The organism is Azospirillum palustre (assembly GCF_002573965.1).
In the GTDB taxonomy this organism is placed as follows: domain Bacteria; phylum Pseudomonadota; class Alphaproteobacteria; order Azospirillales; family Azospirillaceae; genus Azospirillum; species Azospirillum palustre.
Genome location: NZ_PDKW01000042.1, coordinates 1 through 18,900 on the forward strand (window position 1 = coordinate 1; position 18,900 = coordinate 18,900).

Sequence of the window (18,900 nt, forward strand, 5' to 3'; positions counted from 1 at the left end):
GCCGCCGCCTGCGCATCCCTTCTCACAACACGGTATTAACTTGTCAATGAACCCGCCCGATGCAGAAACCGCTGCTTGGCCGAACCCCTGGGGTTCGACTGTCAAGCGCCGGTTTGTCGGGCTTCCCTTCCGCGTGTCGGTCGCTGCCGTTTCGGCGGCGCCGGCGTCGTTCGCGTCGGGAGGCGTCTTATATGCGGCCCAACCCGAACCGCGCAAGAACTTTCTTCACTCCCATGACGATTTTTTGATCGGAGGCCCGAGAGGGGCACCGCATGGTGCGGCGCCCCCTGCCCGTCAGAAGGCGGCCGACGGGATTTCGTCGTCGTGCCAAGTGCGGCCGTCGCGCTCGATCAGAGCGATGGACTGCGAAGGCCCCCAGGTGCCGGCGATATAGGGCTTCGGCATCTCGTGCCGGGACATCCAGCCGTCGATGATCGGCTCCGCCCACTGCCAAGCCGCCTCGACCTCGTCGCGGCGCATGAACAGGGTGGAGTTGCCGCGCACCACATCCATTAGCAGACGCTCGTAGGCATCCGGGAACCGGCCACCGAAGGTCTGGGCGAAGCTGAGATTCAGCGCCGCCGGCCGCAGACGCATGCCGCCCGGCCCCGGCTCCTTGGTCATCAGATGCAGGCGAATGCTCTCGTCGGGCTGGAGCCGGACGATCAGGCGGTTGGCCTGCAGCTCCCCCGCCCCTTGCGGGAAGATCGAATGTCGGATCGGCCGGAACTGGATGACGATCTCCGACATCTTGGCCGGCAGGCGCTTGCCGCTGCGCAGATAGAAGGGCACGCCGGCCCAGCGCCAGTTGTCGATCTCCAGCTTCAGCGCAACGAAGGTCTCGGTGCCGCTGCCGGGCGGAATGCCGGGTTCGTCGAGATAGCCGGGCACAGCACCACCGGCCACCGCGCCGGCGCGGTATTGGCCGCGGACGGTGCAGCCACCGACCTCGTCCGCCCCGATGGCCTTGAGCGAGCGCAGGACCTTCAGCTTCTCGTCGCGCACCGATTCCTGGGCGAGCGAGATCGGGCATTCCATACCGACCAGACAGACGAGCTGCAACAGGTGGTTCTGGACCATATCCCGCAGGGCGCCGGACTGGTCGTAATAGCCGCCGCGCTCCTCCACGCCGACCGTTTCGGCGACGGTGATCTGCACATGGTCGATGTGGTTGGCATTCCACAGCGGCTCGAACAGGGAGTTGCCGAAGCGCAGAGCCAGCAGGTTCTGCACCGTCTCCTTACCGAGATAATGGTCGATGCGGTAAATCTGCTGCTCGGTGAAGACGGCGCCGACGCGGTCGTTGATCTCCTGCGCCGAGGCGAGGTCGCGGCCGATGGGCTTTTCCAGAACGACGCGAGACTCCGGAGTTGCAAGGCCGAAGGCGCGCAGCTGATCGCTGACCGGACCGAACAGGCTGGGAGAGGTGGCGAGATAGAAGATGCGCACGGCACCGCCGCTGCGCGGCGGCGGTGTGTTCAGCCGCTCCGCCAGCTCGTCCCAGCCATTGTCCGAGGTGGCGTCGACCGGGACGTAATCCAGCCGCTCCAGGAAGCGGGCGACCAGGGCGGTATCGCGCTCGTCGGCCGGCACATGCTCGCGGATCGCCTCCTCCGCCTTGGCGCGGTAGTCGGACGGAGCCAGCGGGCTGCGCGAGACGCCGATGATGCGGCTGCCGTCGGCCACCTGCCCCGCCTTGTCGCGCAGGTAGAGCGCCGGCAACAGCTTGCGCAGGGCCAGATCGCCGGTGCCGCCGAACACCGTATAGTCGAAGGGAGGCAGTGCGGGGGCTGCACCGGTGGAGCGGGAGTGCATCTTCGGACCTCTCGACGTCGATGGCACGGTGCCTTTGGTTTGCCCGTGCGTCATGGTGCCACAGGGATGGGCCAGTCACAATGCGGGGCCGGCACGGCCCGATGCCAGCCCGCGTTTCCAGGATTCTGTCCTGCGGGATCACCCCAGCAGGTTGAGGACGGAGGCACCGCTCTCCGCCGGGCCGGCATTGTTGCGGAACAGGGAGAACAGCTCCCGCCCGCAGCCATGGGAGGCATCTTCGCTCGGCGGCGGGGGGGCGCCGCGGCTTTCCCACTCCGCCGCATCGACCAGAGCGTTCAACGTTCCGGCCTCCGCGTCCAGCCGCAGGATGTCGCCGTCGCGCACGCGGCCGAGCGGACCGCCGCCCTTGACCTCCGGCGTGACGTGGATGGCGGCCGGGACCTTGCCCGACGCGCCGGACATCCGGCCGTCGGTCACCAGAGCGACCTTGAATCCCTTGTCCTGCAACACACCCAGCGGCGGGGTCAGCTTGTGCAGTTCCGGCATGCCGTTGGCTCCGGGACCCTGGTAGCGGACGACGACGATCACATCGCGGTCGAGTTCGCCGGCGCGGAAGGCTGTCTGGACCGCCTCCTGGCTGTCGAAGACGCGGGCCGGGGCCTCGACAAGACGATGCTCCGGCTTGACCGCCGAGGTCTTGATGACGCCACGGCCGAGGTTGCCGGTCAGCACGCGCAAGCCCCCTTCGGCGGCGAAGGGTGCCGCGGTGGTGGCGACGACCGACGGGTCGCCGCTCTGGTCGGTGGCGGCACGGGTCCAGGCCAGGGCGCCGCCCTCGTCCAGTTCCGGCATGCTGCGGTAGGGCTCCAGGCCGCCGTCGCCATGGATGGTGGAGATGTCGGTGTGGAGCAGGCCGGCATCGATCAGCTGACCGATGACGAAGGGCATGCCGCCGGCCTGATGGAAGCGGTTCACGTCGGCGCTGCCGTTGGGGTAGACGCGGGCCAGCAGCGGGACGACCGCCGAAAGCTCCGAGAAATCCTCCCAGTTCAGTTCGATGCCGGCGGCGGCGGCAATGGCCGGGATGTGCAGGGTATGGTTGGTCGAACCGCCGGTGGCCAGCAGCCCGACGATGCCGTTGACCAGCGCGCGCTCATCGACGATGCGGCCGATGGGGGTGCCGGCGCCGGGGGCGGTCATCGCCACCACACGGCGGGCGGCGGCATCGGTCAGCGCGTCGCGCAGCGGCGTGTTGGGGTTGACGAAGCTGGCGCCCGGCAGGTGCAGGCCCATGATCTCCATCAGCATCTGGTTGGTGTTGGCAGTGCCGTAGAAGGTGCAGGTGCCCGGCGCATGGTAGGACTGGGACTCCGCCTCCAGCAGCTCCTCGCGACCGACCTTGCCCTGGGCATAGAGCTGGCGCGCCTTGGCCTTGTCGGCATTCGACAGGCCCGACGGCATCGGGCCGGCGGGGACGAAGATCGTCGGCAGATGGCCGAAGGCAAGCGATCCGATCACCAGGCCGGGGACGATCTTGTCGCAGATGCCCAGGCACAGGACGCCGTCGAAGGTCGCGTGGGAGAGTGCGACGCCGGTCGCCAGCGCGATCACGTCGCGGCTGAACAGCGACAGCTCCATGCCCTCGTAACCCTGGGTGACGCCGTCGCACATGGCTGGCACGCCGCCGGCGACCTGCGCCACGCCCCCGGCCGCGCGAACCGACTCGCGGATCATCGCGGGATAGCGCTCGTAGGGCTGATGGGCGGACAGCATGTCGTTGTAGGCGGTGACGATGCCGATCGACGGCTGTGTCTCGCCGCGCAGCGCCGCCTTGTCGTTCGCACCGCAGGCCGCAAAGGCGTGGGCGAGGTTGGCGCAGCCCAGGCGCTGGCGGCGCGGCTTTCCGCCGGCGCTTTCCAGCCGCGCCAGATAGGCGGCACGGCGGTCGCGGCTGCGCTCCGCAATACGCTCCGTCACGCGGGCGACGACAGAATTCAGGGGGGCGGGCTTGCTCATGATCGCGTCTCGACCGTTTGTGGGAGGCGATGATTTCCGAAACGGACCATACGCCTGGGAGGACGGGCTGTGAAGAAAAATTTTTTCACAAATGGGGTGGCTCGGCCTGGATTTCTCGCCATTCACGGCAAAATTCTTCATAATGGACCCAGCGCCGCTCCGGACGCTGCCGCTTTCGCGATGGTCCAGCGGCCGGCGCCTCGCGGAATCGGCCCTTTCCTGGGAAGTAACTTTACGCCATGACATCCCCGGTCAACAGCACAGCCGCCCTTCCTGCACCATTGGATATACTGGATGAGATCCGCCGGTTGCGAAGCGAGCTGAAACGGTCGGAAGGGCGGATCGCCGACTTGGTGCTCGCCGATCCGCGGCGGGTGCTCGACCTGAACGTCACGTCGCTGGCGCAGGCGGCGGAGGTCAGCGAGGCGACCGTGGTGCGTTTCTGCCGCAGCGTCGGCTGCGCCGGCTTCCCGGATTTCAAGCTGCGGCTTGCCGAATCCCAGGCACGGGATGCGTTGCGCGGCGAGGTGCGCGGCGGGACCCCCTATGTCAGCAAGGACGTCGCGCCGGACGACGATGTCGGAACATTGGCGCGAAAAATTTTTTCATCGAGTGCGGCAGCTTTGACCGCTGCATCGGCCATTCTCAACGATGAGGCGCTGGAACGTGCCATCGCCCTTCTTGCGGGCGCGTCGCGGGTTCTGTGCGTCGGCACTGGCGGGTCGAGCGCGCTGGCCCAAGATGCCGCGCACAAGCTGTTGCGCTTCGGCGCCGACGCCCAGCCCTGCGCCGATCCGGTGCTGGCGCGCATGCTGCTGGTCAACATGACGGCCGGCGGAGTGCTGCTGGCACTGTCCAACACCGGGCGCAGCGGGACGATCAACGAACTGGCGGCGGCGGCGCGGTCGCAGGGTACGGCAGTGGTGGCGATCACCGCGCCGCGGTCGCCTCTGGCCGCGATGGCGAGCGTCGTCATCGCCAGCCGCCCGGTGGAGGACACCGAGATGTACACACCGATGGCCTCGCGGCTGGTGCACCTGACGCTGATCGACGTGCTGTCGACGGGGGTGGCGCTGCGGCTGGGCGATCCGGCGGTGCGGCAACTGGCGAAGGTGAAGGCGGCAATCAATGCCGGGCGGCTGCCGCCGCTGACCTGACGGCGGGCTCCCTGCGGATTTCCAGAGGGGCGGATTTCCAGAGGCTTGCCCTTTGCGTCATCCGACCATAGACCAAGCCGCCGCGGCGCAATTCCGGCCTCGCTGGCGGGTCTTGTACCATCGTCGAATAATTAAGCGAACGAACGATTGCTATCCTCGGCCGCAATCCGGCCCTGCAACCGTCAAGCACCTCCACGAAACACGGAGTCTGCGGCACGGCACAAAGCGGGAGCCCAAAGACGGATGCAGGAAGAGGACGCAACAGATGACGCAGAGGCCCGCCAAGCCGCCCACCCGGTCCCGCCGCCTCGCCCCCTTCGCCCCGCTTGCCCTGGCCGGCCTGTTGACGGTGGCACTGTGCGGCCAGGCTCTCGCCCATGGCGACGTCGTCCCGCAGCCGGTGGACACCGCCGGGCTGGACAAGCTGGGCGAGACATGGCGGGACAGCAATCCCTACCGCGGCAACCCGCGCGCCGTCGAGATCGGTGCCTCGGCCTTCAACCAGAACTGCGCGCGCTGCCATGGGCTGGGTGCGGTGTCCGGCGGCATCGCCCCTGACCTGCGCTATCTGGAGAAGGGCGATGCCGGCGACGAGTGGTTCAAGGAGCGCGTCACCAACGGCTCGATCCGCAACGGCGTCACCTACATGCCGAAATTCGGCGACGCCCTCGGGCAGGAGGCGCTGTGGTCGATCCGCTCCTGGCTGGAAACCGTGCACGAGGAGTGAGGGCACGCTCCAGCCGAAGGGGAGTACATCCGATGGCGGTGCGACATGTTCGCGCACAAAACAATTTGGGTCGTTCGCGTTGTTGCACCCGTCCATTTCGCTCTGACACAATGGAGGCGGGACGCTGTCCCAATCTTCATCTTTTCTGCCGCTGTGCAGGGAACCGCAGGCCATGACCCGGATCCTGATTGCCGATGACCATCCGATGGTGCGCGACGCTTTGCGCAGCGCGGTGCTCTATTCCTGCCAAGCCACCGACGTGATGGAGGCGGACCGGCTCGACAGCGTCATGCAGGCGCTGGAGGAACGAGGCGACCTCGATCTCGTGCTGCTCGACGTCAACATGCCGGGCATGAACGGCCTGGGCGGGCTGCGGATATTGCGTCAGCGCTTTCCGGCGACACCGGTCGTCGTCGTCTCGGCCCATGAGGAACGCCGCTGGGTGCGCGAGGCGATGGAGAGCGGGGCCGCCGGCTTCATTCCCAAATCGACCCCGCGCGACGCCATCGCCGCCGCCCTGCGCCAAGTCCTGAACGGCGAGCTTTACGTTCCTCCCCAAGCCGCGGAAGAGGCGACCGCCGACGAGGCCGAGGATGCCGAGACCGCAGAGATCGCGCGGCGCATCTCCACCTTGACCGCGCAGCAGCTGCGGGTGCTGGAGCTTCTGGGCACCGGCAAGCTGAACAAGGAGATCGCCTTCGACCTCAGCATCACCGAGACGACGGTGAAGGCCCATGTCTCGGCGATCCTGCAAAAGCTGAAGGTCTACAGCCGCACCCAGGCGGTGGTGATTGCCAACCGTGTGCTGGCCGACCGTCGGTAATGACCTGCAGGCGCTTACCCCCACCCCGCCCGGCGAGGGAGATCGGGTGGGGTTCCAACCTCCCGGCAGTCGCCGCTCTTCTCCTCACCCTCGCTCTCACCACCGCTGCCCTTGCCGCTGGCATTCCACAGCCGGACGGCTACCGCCTGTCCGACTACCGCTCGCCCACGCCGGACGGGGTCGCCGGGGCGGAGACGGTCGACACCCCTGCGGTGCAGGCGCTGCTGTCGCAAGGCCGTCTTATTCCGGTCTTCGTCCAGCGGCTGGAGCGCAGCACGCTGCCCGGCGGCCCCTGGCTGCAATCGAAGCCCTACCGGCAAATTCCCGGCAGCGTCTGGCTGCCCAATGTGGGGGTGGGCGCGCCCGATCCGGTGACGCTGGCATGGTTCGAGTCCCAACTGGACCGGCTGACCGGCGGCGACCGCTCGCGTGATCTTTTGTTCTACTGCCTGTCCGATTGCTGGCTTTCATGGAACGCGGCCAAGCGGGCGGTGTTGCTTGGTTATGCCCGTGTCCATTGGTATCCGACGGGCATCGACGGCTGGATGGAGGCCGGTCTGCCGACGGAGGAGGCGCATCCGCTGCCGCCTCCCGCTGCCCCCACTCCCTGATATCGGGGGCGGATCGGCACCGAAGGAGGTGGCGGATTACACCATGGTAGCATGGCGGCCCTCCGCCCCGGACCGCTACTCTTCATCTTGCCAACCATCCTGGTAAGCAACAGTCAGCAAGCAGGAGTATCACGCGATGAAGACCTGGCGCAAACCGAAGACCACCGAAATCGCCGTCGGCACCGAGATCAACGCCTACGCCTGCGCCGGCCTGTAAGCCGGACGAATGGGGCCGGGGAAGCACGGCGTGACAGCTCTTCCCCGGACCTGCCTTCCATAGGGCCTTTTTCTCAAGGACCGCGCTTTTTCTCTAAGGATCGCGCCCAAGACGCGCTCAAGACGGTGGCCATGAAGATTCTCGTCCTCGGTTCGGCAGCCGGCGGGGGCTTCCCGCAATGGAACTGCGCCTGCGAGGGTTGCCGCCGTGCCCGTTCCGGCGATCCGGCGGCCAAGCCCCGCACCCAATCGTCGCTGGCGGTAACCGCCGACGGCGAACGCTGGCTCTTGCTGAACGCCTCGCCCGACCTCGGCGCTCAACTGCTCGCCAACCCGCAGCTTCACCCCCGGAATGGCCTGCGCGGCAATCCGATCGGCGCGGCGCTTCTGACCAATGCCGACATCGACCATGTCGCCGGTCTGCTGACCCTTCGCGAATCCCATCCCTTCGCCGTCTATGCCACCCCGCGCGTCCATGGCGTTCTGGCCGGCAACAGCGTGTTCAACGTGTTGAATCCCGAGCTGGTTGCCCGCCGCGCGATGGCGCTGGGCGAGCCGTTCCAGCCCGCCGGCGCCGACGGCCGGCCGCTGGGGCTGGAGGTCGAGGCGTTCGCGGTGCCGGGCAAGGTGGCGCTCTATCTGGAGGACGCGTCGGCCGGACCCGGCTTCGGCTCCGTAGCCGAGGACACGGTGGCGCTGCGCATCCGCCCCAGCGACGGGTCCAGCGACGGCTTCTTCTACATCCCCGGCTGCGCCGCCATGCCGGGCTGGCTGGCCGACCGGCTGCACGGGGCGCCGCTCGTTCTGTTCGACGGCACCACCTGGACCGACGACGAGATGATTCGCAGCGGCACCGGGGTGAAGACGGCGGCACGCATGGGCCACATGCCGATGTCGGGGCCGGCCGGCAGCATGGCCGCCTTCGCGCCGCTGAGCGTCGCCCGCAAATTCTACATCCACATCAACAACACGAACCCCGCCCTGCTGGAGGATTCGCCCGAACGGGCGGAGGCCGAGGCGGCCGGCTGGCGCATCGCCCATGACGGGCTGGAGCTGACCCTATGACTGAGCTGATGTCCCGAGAGGAGTTCCGCGCCGCGCTCTATGCCATCGGCGAACGGCAGTATCACGACCTCCACCCGTTCCATCAGCTGCTGCATGGCGGCAAGCTGCAGAAGGGGCAGATCCAGGCCTGGGCGCTGAACCGCTTCTATTATCAGGTGTCGATCCCGCGCAAGGATCTGACCATCATGTCGCGCATGGACGATCCGGCGCTGCGCCGCGCCTGGTTGCAGCGCGTGCTGGACCATGACGGGCTGACCCAGACCGGCGAACTGGACGAGACCAAGGTCGGCGGCATCGAACGCTGGCTGCGACTGACCGACGGGCTCGGGCTGGACCGCGACTATGTGAAGTCGCTGGAGGGTCTCTTGCCCGCCACCCGCTTCGCCGTGGATGCCTATGTCAATTTCGTGCGCGACCATTCGCTGCTGGAGGCGGTGGCATCCTCGCTGACCGAGCTGTTCGCACCGTCGATCCACCGCGAACGCATCGCCGGCTTCGAGCGCAACTACGCCTTCGCCAACGACAGCACGCTGTCCTATTTCCGCAAGCGTCTGGACGAGGCGCCGCGCGACGTGGAATTCGGTCTGGATTATGTGCTGACCAATGCCCACACGGCGGAACAGCAGCGGCACTGCCTGCGGGCCCTGCGCTTCAAGACCGAGCTGCTGTGGGCGCAGCTGGATGCCCTGCACCATGCCTATGTCAGCCCCAACCTGATCCCGCCCGGGGCTTTCGTGCCGGTGGACATGGAACCGACACGGTACAGCCGGTGAACGCCATCGCTCCCCACATTGCCGAGACCGACCGGCTGCGGCTGGCCCCCGGCGTCATGCTGCGCAACGACCGCCGCCGCGGCCAGTGGATGCTGATGGGGCCGGAGCGGCTTCTGGTGCTGGACGAGATGGCGCTGGCGGTGGTGCGCGCCTGTGTCGGTGCGGAGATCGCCGACGTGGCGGCCGGCATCGACCGGCTGACCGTGGAGTACGACGCGCCGCGCACGGAGGTCGCCGCCGACGTGCTGGAGATGCTGACCGACCTGCGCAACAAGGGTTATGTCGTCACATGAGATGCCCCGGGAGGTGTGTCTCCAGGAGGTGTGTTCAATGAGCTGCGCCCTGCCCGCCTTCGCGGCATCTTCGGCCGCCGAACCGGCCCCGCCCTTCGCCGTGCTGATGGAGCTGACGCACCGCTGTCCGCTTCGCTGTCCCTATTGTTCCAACCCGGTGGCGCTCGAGTCCGCCAGCGCGGAACTGGACACCGCCACCTGGAAGCGCGTGCTGGACGAGGCGGCGGACGTCGGTGCGCTGCAAGTGCATTTCTCCGGCGGAGAGCCCTGCGTCCGCAAGGATCTGGAGGAGCTGGTTGCCCACGCGACGGAGATCGGGCTCTACAGCAATCTCATCACCTCGGCCGTGCTGCTCGATCGGGCCCGGTTGGAGCGGTTGCAGCGCGCCGGGCTTCAGCATGTGCAGATCAGCCTTCAGGATGCCGAAGCGACCGGCGCCGACCGCGTCGGCGGCTTCAAGGGCGGCCACGTGAAGAAGCTGGAGGTGGCACGGGCGGTGGTCCGGCAGGGCATGGCGCTGACCATCAACGCGGTTCTGCACCGCCACAACATCGACCGGGTGAATGACGTCATCGATCTGGCGATGGATCTCGGTGCCGGACGGATCGAGATCGCCAACGTGCAGTATTACGGTTGGGCGCTCGCCAACCGCGCGGCCCTGATGCCGTCGCGTGAGCAGTTGCTGGCGATGGACGCGGCGGTGCGCGGCCGGCTGCCCGAACTGGCCGGGCGGATCGTCGTCGATTACGTCGTACCGGATTATTACGCCCGCCGGCCGAAGAGCTGCATGGGCGGCTGGGCGCGCCGGTTCATGAACGTCACCCCGCGCGGCCGGGTTCTGCCCTGCCATGCCGCGGAGACGATTCCGGGGATGGCGTTCGAGACGGTGCACGACCGCAGCCTGTCCGACATCTGGCGCGACGGCCCGGCCTTCACCCGCTACCGCGGCACCGACTGGATGCCGGAGCCCTGCCAGTCCTGCGACCACAAGGAAGAGGATTGGGGCGGCTGCCGCTGTCAGGCCCTGGCCCTGGCGGGCAGCGCCGATGCGGCCGACCCGGTTTGCGAGCTGTCGCCGGCCCATGCGGAGGTCGCCGTGCTGCGCGACCGCGACGCCGCGGCTTTGGGGACAGAGTGGACCTATCGCGGACTGTAGAGCGGTTGAGCGTCGGGGGGAGTATCGGCCTCGATCTCCCCCCAGGGTGATTCAAACAAGCTGGAGGCCGCGCGCAGCCTCGGCCTGTCGCGCACCACCCTCCATGCCAAGCTGCGCAAGAACGGCATCCCGGTGCAGCCGGACGACCGAGGCCTCTGCCGCTGCCGGTTCAGAACTTCCGCGAAACGCGGGCGGTGACGGTCAGCGGTTCGTTGAGGTAGCACATCGACTGCGTCGCATTCCTGGTGCAGGAATACTCGACTTCGCGGTCAAGGAGGTTGCGGACATTGACCGACAGGCGCCACGCCTCGGCGGTGTAGCGCACCATCATCTCGTCCATCACATAGCCGGCGGTGGTGACGTTGCTGGAACTGTTGGTGGTCTTGCCGACGAAGCGCAGGCCGCCGCCCAGCCCGAAACCTTCCAGCGGCCCGTCCTGCACGCCGTAATCCAGCCACAGCGACGCGGTGTGGATCGGCTGGTCGGACTGCTGGCGGCCGATCTCGCCGGCGATGTTGCTCTTGGTCACCTCGATCGGGTTGTAGGTGTAGGCGGCGACGGCGTTCAGCCCCTGGGCCAACCCCATGGTCAGCCCCAGCTCAACGCCCTGCGACTTCACCTCGCCGGTCTGCACGCTGCACCGGCTGCCGTTGCACAGGTGGGTCGGGTCGGGGTCGGTTGTCAGCACATTCTGCTTGCGCAGGTCGAACAGGGCGACGGTCGCCAGCAGGTTGGTGCCCTGCGGCTCGTACTTCACGCCGATCTCGTACTGACGGCCGGTGGTGGGCGTGAAGCGGGTGCCGCCCCAGGCGGTGCCCGATTGGGGCTCGAAGGATTCGGCGTAGCTGGCGTAGGGGACCAGACCGAAATCGGTCTTGTAGGCGACGCCGAAGCGGCCGGTATAGGCGTTCTGGTAGGCGAGGCCGCTGGAGACGCCGGGGAAATCGCGGCGCCCGCCGAGCAGGAAGACCCAGTTCTCGCCGACCGAGATCTGGTCCTGGACATAGACGCCGAGCATGCGGCTGTCCAAGTCGTCGACCGACAGGGCCGGTTCCGACCCGTAGCGCCCGTAGACCGGGTTGAACAGGTCGAGCGTGGTCTCGACCGCCCGCGATCCGAAACCGTCCTTCATGGTCAGATAGGAATAATCCACCCCGCCCAACAGCGTGTGGTCGGCGGAGAGGACGGAGAACTTCCCTTCGGCGCGGGCGTCGAACGCATAGGTCTCGGCATCCTGGGCGTAGAGATACTGGGCGCGGTTCATGATCCGGCCGTTGGCCTGGAAGCTGCCGGGCCAGACCTGCCGGTAATCCAGGTCGTATTTCGCATAGCGGCCGCCGAAGGAGAATTTCAGGCTGTCATTGACCGCATGCTCGGCCAGCAGGGTCAGCTGGGTCTGTTCCTGCTGGAAGCGGTCATAGTCCGGCTCGCCCATGTAGGTCTTCGGGTCGGTCGTGCCGGCCGCCGTGGTGTAGCGGCGGCGCGGCGTCCAGCCCCGGCTGTCGTCGGTCTGGTGGACGGCGGCCAGCGTGACGCTGGTCCCCTGCTGCGGTCTCCAGGTCAGCGAGGGCGCGATCATCTTGCGGTCGGCCCGGTCATGCTCGATTCCGTTCAGGCCGTTGCTGTCCTGGACGGCGGCGGTGATGCGGTAGAGCAGCTCCCTGTCCTGGTCCAGCGGGCCGGTGATGTCGCCTTCGATGCGCTTCCAGTCGTTGGAACCGTATTCCACCGCGACCTCGGCCGACTGGACGTCCTGCGGCAGCTTGCTGACCATGTTGATGAGACCGCCGGGAACGCTCTGGCCGTACATGACGGAGGCCGGGCCGCGCAGGATCTCGACCCGCTCCATCAGGAAGGAATCCATCCGCTGCCAGCTCTGGCCAGCGACCTTCAACCCGTCGCGGTAATAGGTGGTGGTGACCGGGAAGCCGCGCATCTTGTACCAGGAGCTGCGCGAATCGCCGACCGAGCCGTAGGACAGCACGACGCCCGGCGTGTATTTGACGGCATCCTCCAGGGTCTGGACATTGCGCGCCTCCAGTTCCTCCGCGCCGACGACGCTGATGCTTTGCGGCGTCTCGACCAGCGGGGTGTCGGTCTTGGTGGCGCCGGCGGAGCGGGTCGCCACATAGCCCGGCACCGGGCCATAGGCGCTCGCGCGCCCGACCCCGCCGCCCTGCACCGTCACCGGATCGAGCAGGACGGCGCCGGCGGCGGCGACCTTCTCCAGCGTGACGGTCTTGGAGCCGGTGAAACGCCAGGTGAAGCCGCTGCCGGCCAGCAGCCGGTTGAGCGCGTCGACCGGTGTGGCGGTGACGTCCAGGCCCGGACTGGACAACCCCTGCACCGCCGGGGCCGAGAAGAGCAGGCGGAACCCGGCTTGATCGGCAAAGGCGGTCAGTGCGGTGTCGAGCGATTGGGCGGGAACGCTGAAATGCATCGCCGGCTCCGCACCGGCCTGAGCGACGGTGGTGGCGACGGTGGTGGCACCAGCAGCGGCGGCATGGGACGCCGGCAGGGCGGCGAGAGCCGCGCAAGCGGTGGACAGAAGAAGAAACCGGCGAAATCCTCGCCCGACGATGCGAACCGCCCGAACGGCCATTGCAATTCCCCTGGTGGCAGTCGTTCATGAAACGGGACGCCCCCGATCAGCGAATGCAAATCATTCGCGTCCCACCAAAGGACGGATGACGAATGGCCAGGTGACAGCGGCCTGGATGAGATTTTCGGCGATTTCGCAAAAAACTTCGGGGCGGCTCCTGACGCCGCCCCTGCCACTCCCCCTGCCGCAGCCTCTACCGCAGAACGGTCAGCAACGGCAGTTGCAGCACCCTGACCGGCAGGGCCTGCTCGATGGCGCGCAGCATGGCGTCCTGGTCGTCCAGCTCGAAGACCCCGGTCACCGGCAGACGCTCCAGTTCCGGGTTGGCGACGACGACGCGGCCGGAGCGGTAACGGCTTATCTCGGCCGCGACCTCGACCAGCGGACGCTGGTTGAAGATCAGCTTGCCGCGCCGCCACGCCGTCGCCACCGCCTCGTTCACCCGTTGCGGCACCGGCCTGCCGCCGACCCCGCCATACCCCGCCCCCTGTCCGGCAAGCAGGCGCACCGGCCAGCCGGCGGCGTCGATCAGCTCAACGATGCCCTCGCTGACGGTGACACGCACCTCGTCGCCGTCGGTGCGGACGGCGAAGGCAGTGCCGATGGCCCGCGTCTCGCCGCCGCGCGCCGCCACCACGAAGGGCCGGTCGGGATCCTTCGCCACCGCGAAGAAGGCTTCGCCGGTGGTCAGGACGATGCGCCGTTCCGCCGCGGTGAAGCGGATCGAGAGGGCGGTCGAGGTGTTGAGCACCACCATTGAGCCGTCGGGCAGGGAGACCTCGCGGCGCTCCCCCGGCCGGGTAGCGTGGTCGGCGGTCAGCCCGGCCAGCGGGCCGAACAGTCCGGAGGCCGCCACCAGCGCGGCAGCCGACACCGCCATGGCGCCGGTCATCACGGCACGGCGTCCCAGGTGTTCCGGGCGCCGGTCCGGGCCGCGGCGCATCCCGCCCGCCGGCAGGGACTGCGGCCGGCTGCACACGGCTTCGCGCCGGGAGAACTCCGCTGCCGTCGCGGTGTGGCCGATGTCGCGCCACAGCGCCTCGGCCGAGCGGGCGGCCTGCTCGTGGGCAGGGCTGCGGGCGCGCCATGCCGCGAACTCGTCCGGGGCGGCCGTGCCGAAGCCGACGCGGACCAGCCAATCAAGCGCTTCCTCATCGAGGATGGAGGCATTCGGATCGGACATCGGCGGACAGCCTGTGGCGGAAGGACGGGGCGTCTCTACCATAGGACGTTTTCCGGCGGCGACAGCGACAGGAGCGGCATCACGATATTTCCCTACGATCTTTCGCTGTCCAGCCGCTGGCGCCACGTCCGGCAATGCTTCATGGCCTGGGCCACATATTTCGTGACCATGCTTTCCGAAACCCCGAGGCGGGCGGCGATCTCGGCCTGGGACAGGCCGCCGAGCCGGTGCAGCAGCAGGGCCTCGCGCGGTTTGGCCGGCAAGGCCTGCAAGGCCTCGTCGAGCAGGCGCAGCCGCTCCTTGGACAGCAGCGCCTCGTCCGGCGAAACGGCGTCGTCGGTCACCGCCGCGACCTCGGTCGCGACCGTCTCGGCCGAGACCAGCCATTTGTCCCGGCGCAGCCGGTCGATCGACAGGTTGCGGGCGACCCTCAGGATATAGGCACGGAGGTTGCCGATCGGCTTTTCAGACTCCTGGATCGCCGCAAGCCGGAAATAGGTGTCCTGCGCCACATCGGCGGCATGGTCGGCATCGCCGGTCCGCCAGATCAGGAAGCGCAGCAAATCCCCATAATGCTCCTGGAACCCTGCAACCAGACCGGGTTTTTCCCTGTCCCCCATACCCTGCCTTCCCGGTTCCTCACCCAGCGGCGGGCAGCCTAGCTCAATTGATAATGATTCTCAAACGCGAAACGACGCCGCGCCCGGCTGCCGGAACCCGCCCGCAAGACTTTGGTGCGCAAATGGGCGAGGTGGCGGATTCCACCTGGAAGGCTCGGTGATCAATCGACTTTGCAGGTGGTCGGCATGCCCAGGCTGGTCAGGATGTTCGTGACTGAACCGCTCCGGGAATCCCTGCGCGGTTCACCGGTTCGGCCCGGCGTCTGACGGGCCGGATCGGGATCCGTCGGCACGAGCCTGGATGAAACGGATCGTCGTGCCGTGCAGCACCACCGAGGTCAGAGGTCCGCCGGCATAGGCGCCGGTATCGATGCCAATCCGGTTGTGGCGCGCCTCGGGAAACGGACTTATCGAATGACCGTGGACGATCCGTTTTTCGTGCGGTCCGACAAAACCCAGAAACGGCTCCCGTATCCGACACAGATCGTTCTGATTCTGATCGGCAAGGGGCAGGCCAGGACGAATGCCTGCATGGACGAAGGCATAATCGCCAACGATCGCCAACGGCGCGAGATTCTCCAGAAACACCCGATGGGAGGGCGGAAGGCAGCGGCACAGATCGTCGCGAAGCAAGGCCAGATGCGTCGGGTCATCCAGATTGTGCAGAGCGGTCACACCGTAGCTGGCCAACGTCGCAACCCCTCCAAACTGCAGCCAATCCTGGCCGGACACGGGGTCACGCAGAAACTCCAGCATCGCCTGCTCGTGATTGCCGATCAGAAATCGAAGGGAAAAGCCCGGCATCGAAAGAGAGACGAGGCGTTCGATCACCCCGGCGCTATCGGGGCCGCGGTCGATGTAATCGCCGAGAAAGATCAGCGACCGCTGCATACCGTCCGGCTGCCGGTCGGCGTCCGCACGGACACGGTCCAGCAACCCGTCCAGCTGCCCCAGACAGCCATGGACATCGCCGATGGCATAAACCAGGACGTCATCCGGAACGCGGGAAGGCTCTGCACGGACATCGTCGCCGTCATGCGCGTTACCGATGACACGATCAATCCGGGTGCGAAGCCAATCAAAAGGGCGGCGTGACGAAAACCGGAATTCGATCACGACGGGCTGGCGTTGGCAAAGATGGTCGACGCGTCGTTGCTCGGGTTGGTGACCTGGGGCGTTTGGGTCCCGGTCTGCTGCTGATCGGTTTGCGTGCTCGATGCCGTGGCCGGGGCGGAATTGTTCAGGATGCGGTTCATCTCAGACGGGTTGTTCGGATTGACCTGACTGAGAACGTTGCTCTTGCCGGCATCGGCGATTGCCCGGGCGACCTCCCGCGACGCGGACGGGGCGACCGATGCGACGACTGTGGATTGTGCCGCAGCATAGGAGTTTGCCATGGCCTGGATCGCCGTGGCGGGTGCCGACTGATACACGGCCGGGCTGGACACCACCGTGGCGACCGTTCCGGCGATGGCCCCCACGGCCTGCGGCGAAACCCGTTGTGCTTCAGGATTGACGATGATCCGGGCGGCGGAGGTGGCGACGGCCATCACCTGCTGCGGAGAACTCTGCTGGACCACGCTCGAACTCACCGCCTGCATCGCCTGGCTGGCGATCTGGACCGCGGCCGCGGGGTTCACGGAAAGCACAGACTCGGCGACCCGCATGGCGTTGGCGGAAACATTGGCCACCAGGGTCGGGTTCCCCGTCGAGACCGCAACGGAGATGGCGGCGGCCGCGACGGAGGCCGTCAACTCCGGGGCAACCCTCTGCGCCGTGGGAGCGACGAAAATGCGCGCGGCCTGGGTCAGGACCGATTCCGTCTGCTGGGGCGCCGCGGCGGCGACAGTAGTCGCGCGCACCGCCTGGACAGCGGCGGCGGCGGCTTGAATCGCCCGCATCGGATCGGTGGCGAGGATGGCTTCCGCAGTGGACAGCAGGCTGGCGGACAGCGATGCGGCAACCGTCGGGTTGCCGCCGGACAGGGTGGCGATGGCGGCGGCGATCTGCTGTGAATTGCCGGCGCTGAACGCCGCCTGCAAGGCCGGAGGAAGACTGGCCGCTGCCGAACCGTTCTGCTGGCCTTGCCGGGCCTGCTGGGACCAGGCCGGCGACAGCGGAGCGGCAAGGGTCAGAACCGCAAGGGCCAGAACCGTGCCCGCCATATCGATGCGGCGTTTCCCTCGGCTGTCAGAAAAGACCTTCATCTCACCCCCGCAGATCGCAACGCGGTTTTGACAGTCCAGCGGATGCCGCACCGGGCAGAACCCGTTCATTCACATAAGAAAAGATCTAGCACACGATCCTGTTGATTGACCAGGGCGTTCACCCGTCGATCGAATGGACGGCGAACGCCTTGAAATTCTACTTGCGGTCTCGTCACCAGGGGCTGCGGTCGATGCGGCTCCAGCGCCACAACCTGCCCGACCGATCAGGTCGCCGTGCCAACCCCCATTGGCGCTGCTTCATCCACCGGCACCCGCGGTCCCAGCCCTCCGGCACCCGTGGACACGCTCCTCACGGGACGCGCCGCGCATCCCATGGCGGTTCCGGCAATGGCCGCCCAGGTCATCGCAACCGCGGGAATCTGCATGCTGAAATCGACCAGGGAATGGACCGCCACCAACGCTGTCGCGGCACAGCCCAAGGATGCATGCACCCTCCGTCCGCGATGCCGGAGCGCGGCTCGCAGACAAGCGGCGAACACCCAGACGATGGCAGACAGCAGGCCCAGCGCGGCTGGAATGCCCAACTCCATCGCCAGTTCCAGATAAAGGTTGTGCGCCTGCAGCCAGATCTGGGAGATGCTGGCCGGACGGGCCATGGCAAAGACATCGGGAAAGCTGCCCAGCCCATAGCCGGTCCAGGGGCTTTCGGCGATCAGGCCGGCGGTGACGACATAGACCCGGAGGCGATCCGCCGCTTCGGAGGCCGGATGGGTCGCGCCATGGTCGAGGAACACCAGAAAGGCCAGCACGACCGCCCCCGCGAGAGCGGCACCGGCCATCACCCTCCGCCACCGACCCCAGCGCGGCGAGAGCAGGCCGTAGGCGAACACCGCCACACCGACGGCGGCAGCGGCCATTCCGCCACGGGATCCCGTCGCCACAAGCGCCGCGATCACCGGGATCGCGGTCAACAGATAGAACAGCGTCGGACGCGCCAGATGCCGCAGCAGGCGGCTTCGCTGCCCGCCCCCTTCAAGCCGACGGACGACAGCGGCCAATGCCGCCAGCAGCCCCAGCCCCGCATAGGTTGCGTAGCTGTTGCGGTTGACGAAGGTGGAGGTCAGGTTGTCGCGGTAGGCCCATTTCTCCATCCAGAGGACCATCGGCGGGTCGGCGGTGAAGGCGGCCAGCCCATAGAGCGCATACAACGCGGCGACGACAGCCAGACCATCGACCAGGGCGTCGGCCCGCCGCCCCGAGGCCGCGTGCTGATAGGCCAGCCAGAATGTCAGTGCGTAACAGGACAGCCGGACTAGGCCCTCCACCGCGGCCGATGGCGCCAAACCCAGGCGGCCAACCGCGTCCGGCGCCACGGACAACGCCGCCGCAACATCGGTCCACAGCGGATGCCAAGCGACGAAGGGGCGCGCCAGCCAGGTCTGCGCCGCCACCCATCCCGCCACGCACAGGAACGCAACACCGGGAATGGCCAGGGGACCGACGCCGTTGCTCGGCGCACCCCGTTCGCGCTGGACGGCCAGGGGCCACAGAATCGACAGGACTGCCATGGCCAGCGCCAGCGCCGTCCAGGCCAAGGGCCGGTTGGCGCCGAGCGGCAAGGGGGCAAGCGATACCGTTGCCAGGAAAATCCAGAAATGCAGTCGCCGTGGCCGCATGGGGGTCGATCGGTCCTTCGGAGGGTGGCGTCGGGACG

Annotated in this window: 18 protein-coding genes; 10 read left to right on the top strand and 8 right to left on the bottom strand. The window is 67.5% G+C overall.

Annotated elements, in window-relative coordinates; all coding sequences use genetic code 11:
• Positions 1 to 294: 294 nt before the first annotated feature.
• A complete protein-coding gene (gene zwf / locus CRT60_RS17865; RefSeq protein ID WP_098737926.1) occupies positions 295 to 1,815 on the bottom strand; it encodes a glucose-6-phosphate dehydrogenase in 1,521 nt (506 codons plus the stop codon).
• 138 nt (positions 1,816 to 1,953) lie between these two features.
• On the bottom strand, positions 1,954 to 3,792 hold the full coding sequence (edd, locus tag CRT60_RS17870) for a phosphogluconate dehydratase (protein WP_098737927.1): 1,839 nt from the start codon (positions 3,790 to 3,792) through the stop codon (positions 1,954 to 1,956).
• A 239-nt stretch (positions 3,793 to 4,031) separates the two neighbouring features.
• On the opposite strand from edd, the gene CRT60_RS17875 reads away from it, so the two are divergent.
• From CRT60_RS17875 to CRT60_RS17920, 10 genes are all read left to right on the top strand, one after another.
• Positions 4,032 to 4,949, top strand: a complete 918-nt coding sequence (locus tag CRT60_RS17875; RefSeq protein ID WP_098737928.1) for an SIS domain-containing protein — start codon at positions 4,032 to 4,034, stop codon at positions 4,947 to 4,949.
• Between the two features lie 265 nt (positions 4,950 to 5,214).
• Complete coding sequence (pedF, locus tag CRT60_RS17880) at positions 5,215 to 5,676, top strand: cytochrome c-550 PedF (RefSeq protein WP_098737929.1); 462 nt, start codon at positions 5,215 to 5,217, stop codon at positions 5,674 to 5,676.
• Between the two features lie 172 nt (positions 5,677 to 5,848).
• On the top strand, positions 5,849 to 6,499 hold the full coding sequence (locus tag CRT60_RS17885; RefSeq protein ID WP_098737930.1) for a response regulator transcription factor: 651 nt from the start codon (positions 5,849 to 5,851) through the stop codon (positions 6,497 to 6,499).
• Positions 6,499 to 7,110, top strand: a complete 612-nt coding sequence (locus CRT60_RS17890) for a rhodanese-like domain-containing protein (protein ID WP_098737931.1) — start codon at positions 6,499 to 6,501, stop codon at positions 7,108 to 7,110. Before CRT60_RS17885 ends, CRT60_RS17890 begins: the two co-directional genes overlap by 1 nt.
• Positions 7,111 to 7,246: 136 nt before the next feature.
• Complete coding sequence (gene pqqA, locus CRT60_RS17895) at positions 7,247 to 7,327, top strand: pyrroloquinoline quinone precursor peptide PqqA (protein WP_014249839.1); 81 nt, start codon at positions 7,247 to 7,249, stop codon at positions 7,325 to 7,327.
• Between the two features lie 131 nt (positions 7,328 to 7,458).
• A complete protein-coding gene (pqqB, locus tag CRT60_RS17900; RefSeq protein WP_098737932.1) occupies positions 7,459 to 8,391 on the top strand; it encodes a pyrroloquinoline quinone biosynthesis protein PqqB in 933 nt (310 codons plus the stop codon).
• Positions 8,388 to 9,164 (top strand): pyrroloquinoline-quinone synthase PqqC, encoded by a 777-nt coding sequence (pqqC, locus tag CRT60_RS17905; protein ID WP_098737933.1) that lies wholly within the window; start codon positions 8,388 to 8,390, stop codon positions 9,162 to 9,164. Before pqqB ends, pqqC begins: the two co-directional genes overlap by 4 nt.
• On the top strand, positions 9,161 to 9,457 hold the full coding sequence (pqqD, locus tag CRT60_RS17910; protein WP_143273312.1) for a pyrroloquinoline quinone biosynthesis peptide chaperone PqqD: 297 nt from the start codon (positions 9,161 to 9,163) through the stop codon (positions 9,455 to 9,457). Before pqqC ends, pqqD begins: the two co-directional genes overlap by 4 nt.
• Before the next feature lie 37 nt (positions 9,458 to 9,494).
• A complete protein-coding gene (gene pqqE / locus CRT60_RS17915; RefSeq protein ID WP_098737934.1) occupies positions 9,495 to 10,613 on the top strand; it encodes a pyrroloquinoline quinone biosynthesis protein PqqE in 1,119 nt (372 codons plus the stop codon).
• Between the two features lie 60 nt (positions 10,614 to 10,673).
• On the top strand, positions 10,674 to 10,811 hold the full coding sequence (locus CRT60_RS17920) for a helix-turn-helix domain-containing protein (protein WP_280177236.1): 138 nt from the start codon (positions 10,674 to 10,676) through the stop codon (positions 10,809 to 10,811).
• On the opposite strand, the gene CRT60_RS17925 is transcribed toward CRT60_RS17920, so the two are convergent.
• The 6 genes from CRT60_RS17925 to CRT60_RS17950 form a co-directional block, all read right to left on the bottom strand.
• Positions 10,783 to 13,215 carry a TonB-dependent siderophore receptor gene (locus tag CRT60_RS17925; protein WP_098737935.1) on the bottom strand — a complete coding sequence of 811 codons (2,433 nt, stop codon included), beginning with the start codon at positions 13,213 to 13,215 and terminating at the stop codon, positions 10,783 to 10,785. The two genes, CRT60_RS17920 and CRT60_RS17925, sit on opposite strands and share 29 nt — an antisense overlap.
• Positions 13,216 to 13,408: 193 nt before the next feature.
• The gene (locus CRT60_RS17930; RefSeq protein ID WP_161958081.1) at positions 13,409 to 14,398 is read right to left on the bottom strand and encodes a FecR family protein; all 990 of its coding nucleotides are present in this window, start codon (positions 14,396 to 14,398) and stop codon (positions 13,409 to 13,411) included.
• Between the two features lie 92 nt (positions 14,399 to 14,490).
• The gene (locus CRT60_RS17935) at positions 14,491 to 15,018 is read right to left on the bottom strand and encodes an RNA polymerase sigma factor (RefSeq protein ID WP_098737937.1); all 528 of its coding nucleotides are present in this window, start codon (positions 15,016 to 15,018) and stop codon (positions 14,491 to 14,493) included.
• Between the two features lie 243 nt (positions 15,019 to 15,261).
• The gene (locus CRT60_RS17940) at positions 15,262 to 16,134 is read right to left on the bottom strand and encodes a metallophosphoesterase family protein (RefSeq protein ID WP_244592582.1); all 873 of its coding nucleotides are present in this window, start codon (positions 16,132 to 16,134) and stop codon (positions 15,262 to 15,264) included.
• A complete protein-coding gene (locus tag CRT60_RS17945; RefSeq protein WP_204561993.1) occupies positions 16,131 to 17,276 on the bottom strand; it encodes a hypothetical protein in 1,146 nt (381 codons plus the stop codon). Before CRT60_RS17945 ends, CRT60_RS17940 begins: the two co-directional genes overlap by 4 nt.
• Positions 17,277 to 17,449: 173 nt before the next feature.
• Positions 17,450 to 18,805, bottom strand: a complete 1,356-nt coding sequence (locus CRT60_RS17950; protein ID WP_161958082.1) for an O-antigen ligase family protein — start codon at positions 18,803 to 18,805, stop codon at positions 17,450 to 17,452.
• Positions 18,806 to 18,900 lie beyond the last annotated feature (95 nt).

Excerpts from the sequence above, each read along its gene's own strand:
- zwf (WP_098737926.1), bottom strand. The coding sequence starts at position 1,815 with ATGCACTCCCGCTCCACCGGTGCAGCCCCCGCACTGCCTCCCTTCGAC.
- edd (WP_098737927.1), bottom strand. The coding sequence starts at position 3,792 with ATGAGCAAGCCCGCCCCCCTGAATTCTGTCGTCGCCCGCGTGACGGAG.
- CRT60_RS17875 (WP_098737928.1), top strand. The coding sequence starts at position 4,032 with ATGACATCCCCGGTCAACAGCACAGCCGCCCTTCCTGCACCATTGGAT.
- pedF (WP_098737929.1), top strand. The coding sequence starts at position 5,215 with ATGACGCAGAGGCCCGCCAAGCCGCCCACCCGGTCCCGCCGCCTCGCC.
- CRT60_RS17885 (WP_098737930.1), top strand. The coding sequence starts at position 5,849 with ATGACCCGGATCCTGATTGCCGATGACCATCCGATGGTGCGCGACGCT.
- CRT60_RS17890 (WP_098737931.1), top strand. The coding sequence starts at position 6,499 with ATGACCTGCAGGCGCTTACCCCCACCCCGCCCGGCGAGGGAGATCGGG.
- pqqA (WP_014249839.1), top strand. The coding sequence starts at position 7,247 with ATGAAGACCTGGCGCAAACCGAAGACCACCGAAATCGCCGTCGGCACC.
- pqqB (WP_098737932.1), top strand. The coding sequence starts at position 7,459 with ATGAAGATTCTCGTCCTCGGTTCGGCAGCCGGCGGGGGCTTCCCGCAA.
- pqqC (WP_098737933.1), top strand. The coding sequence starts at position 8,388 with ATGACTGAGCTGATGTCCCGAGAGGAGTTCCGCGCCGCGCTCTATGCC.
- pqqE (WP_098737934.1), top strand. The coding sequence starts at position 9,495 with ATGAGCTGCGCCCTGCCCGCCTTCGCGGCATCTTCGGCCGCCGAACCG.
- CRT60_RS17925 (WP_098737935.1), bottom strand. The coding sequence starts at position 13,215 with ATGGCCGTTCGGGCGGTTCGCATCGTCGGGCGAGGATTTCGCCGGTTT.
- CRT60_RS17930 (WP_161958081.1), bottom strand. The coding sequence starts at position 14,398 with ATGTCCGATCCGAATGCCTCCATCCTCGATGAGGAAGCGCTTGATTGG.
- CRT60_RS17935 (WP_098737937.1), bottom strand. The coding sequence starts at position 15,018 with ATGGGGGACAGGGAAAAACCCGGTCTGGTTGCAGGGTTCCAGGAGCAT.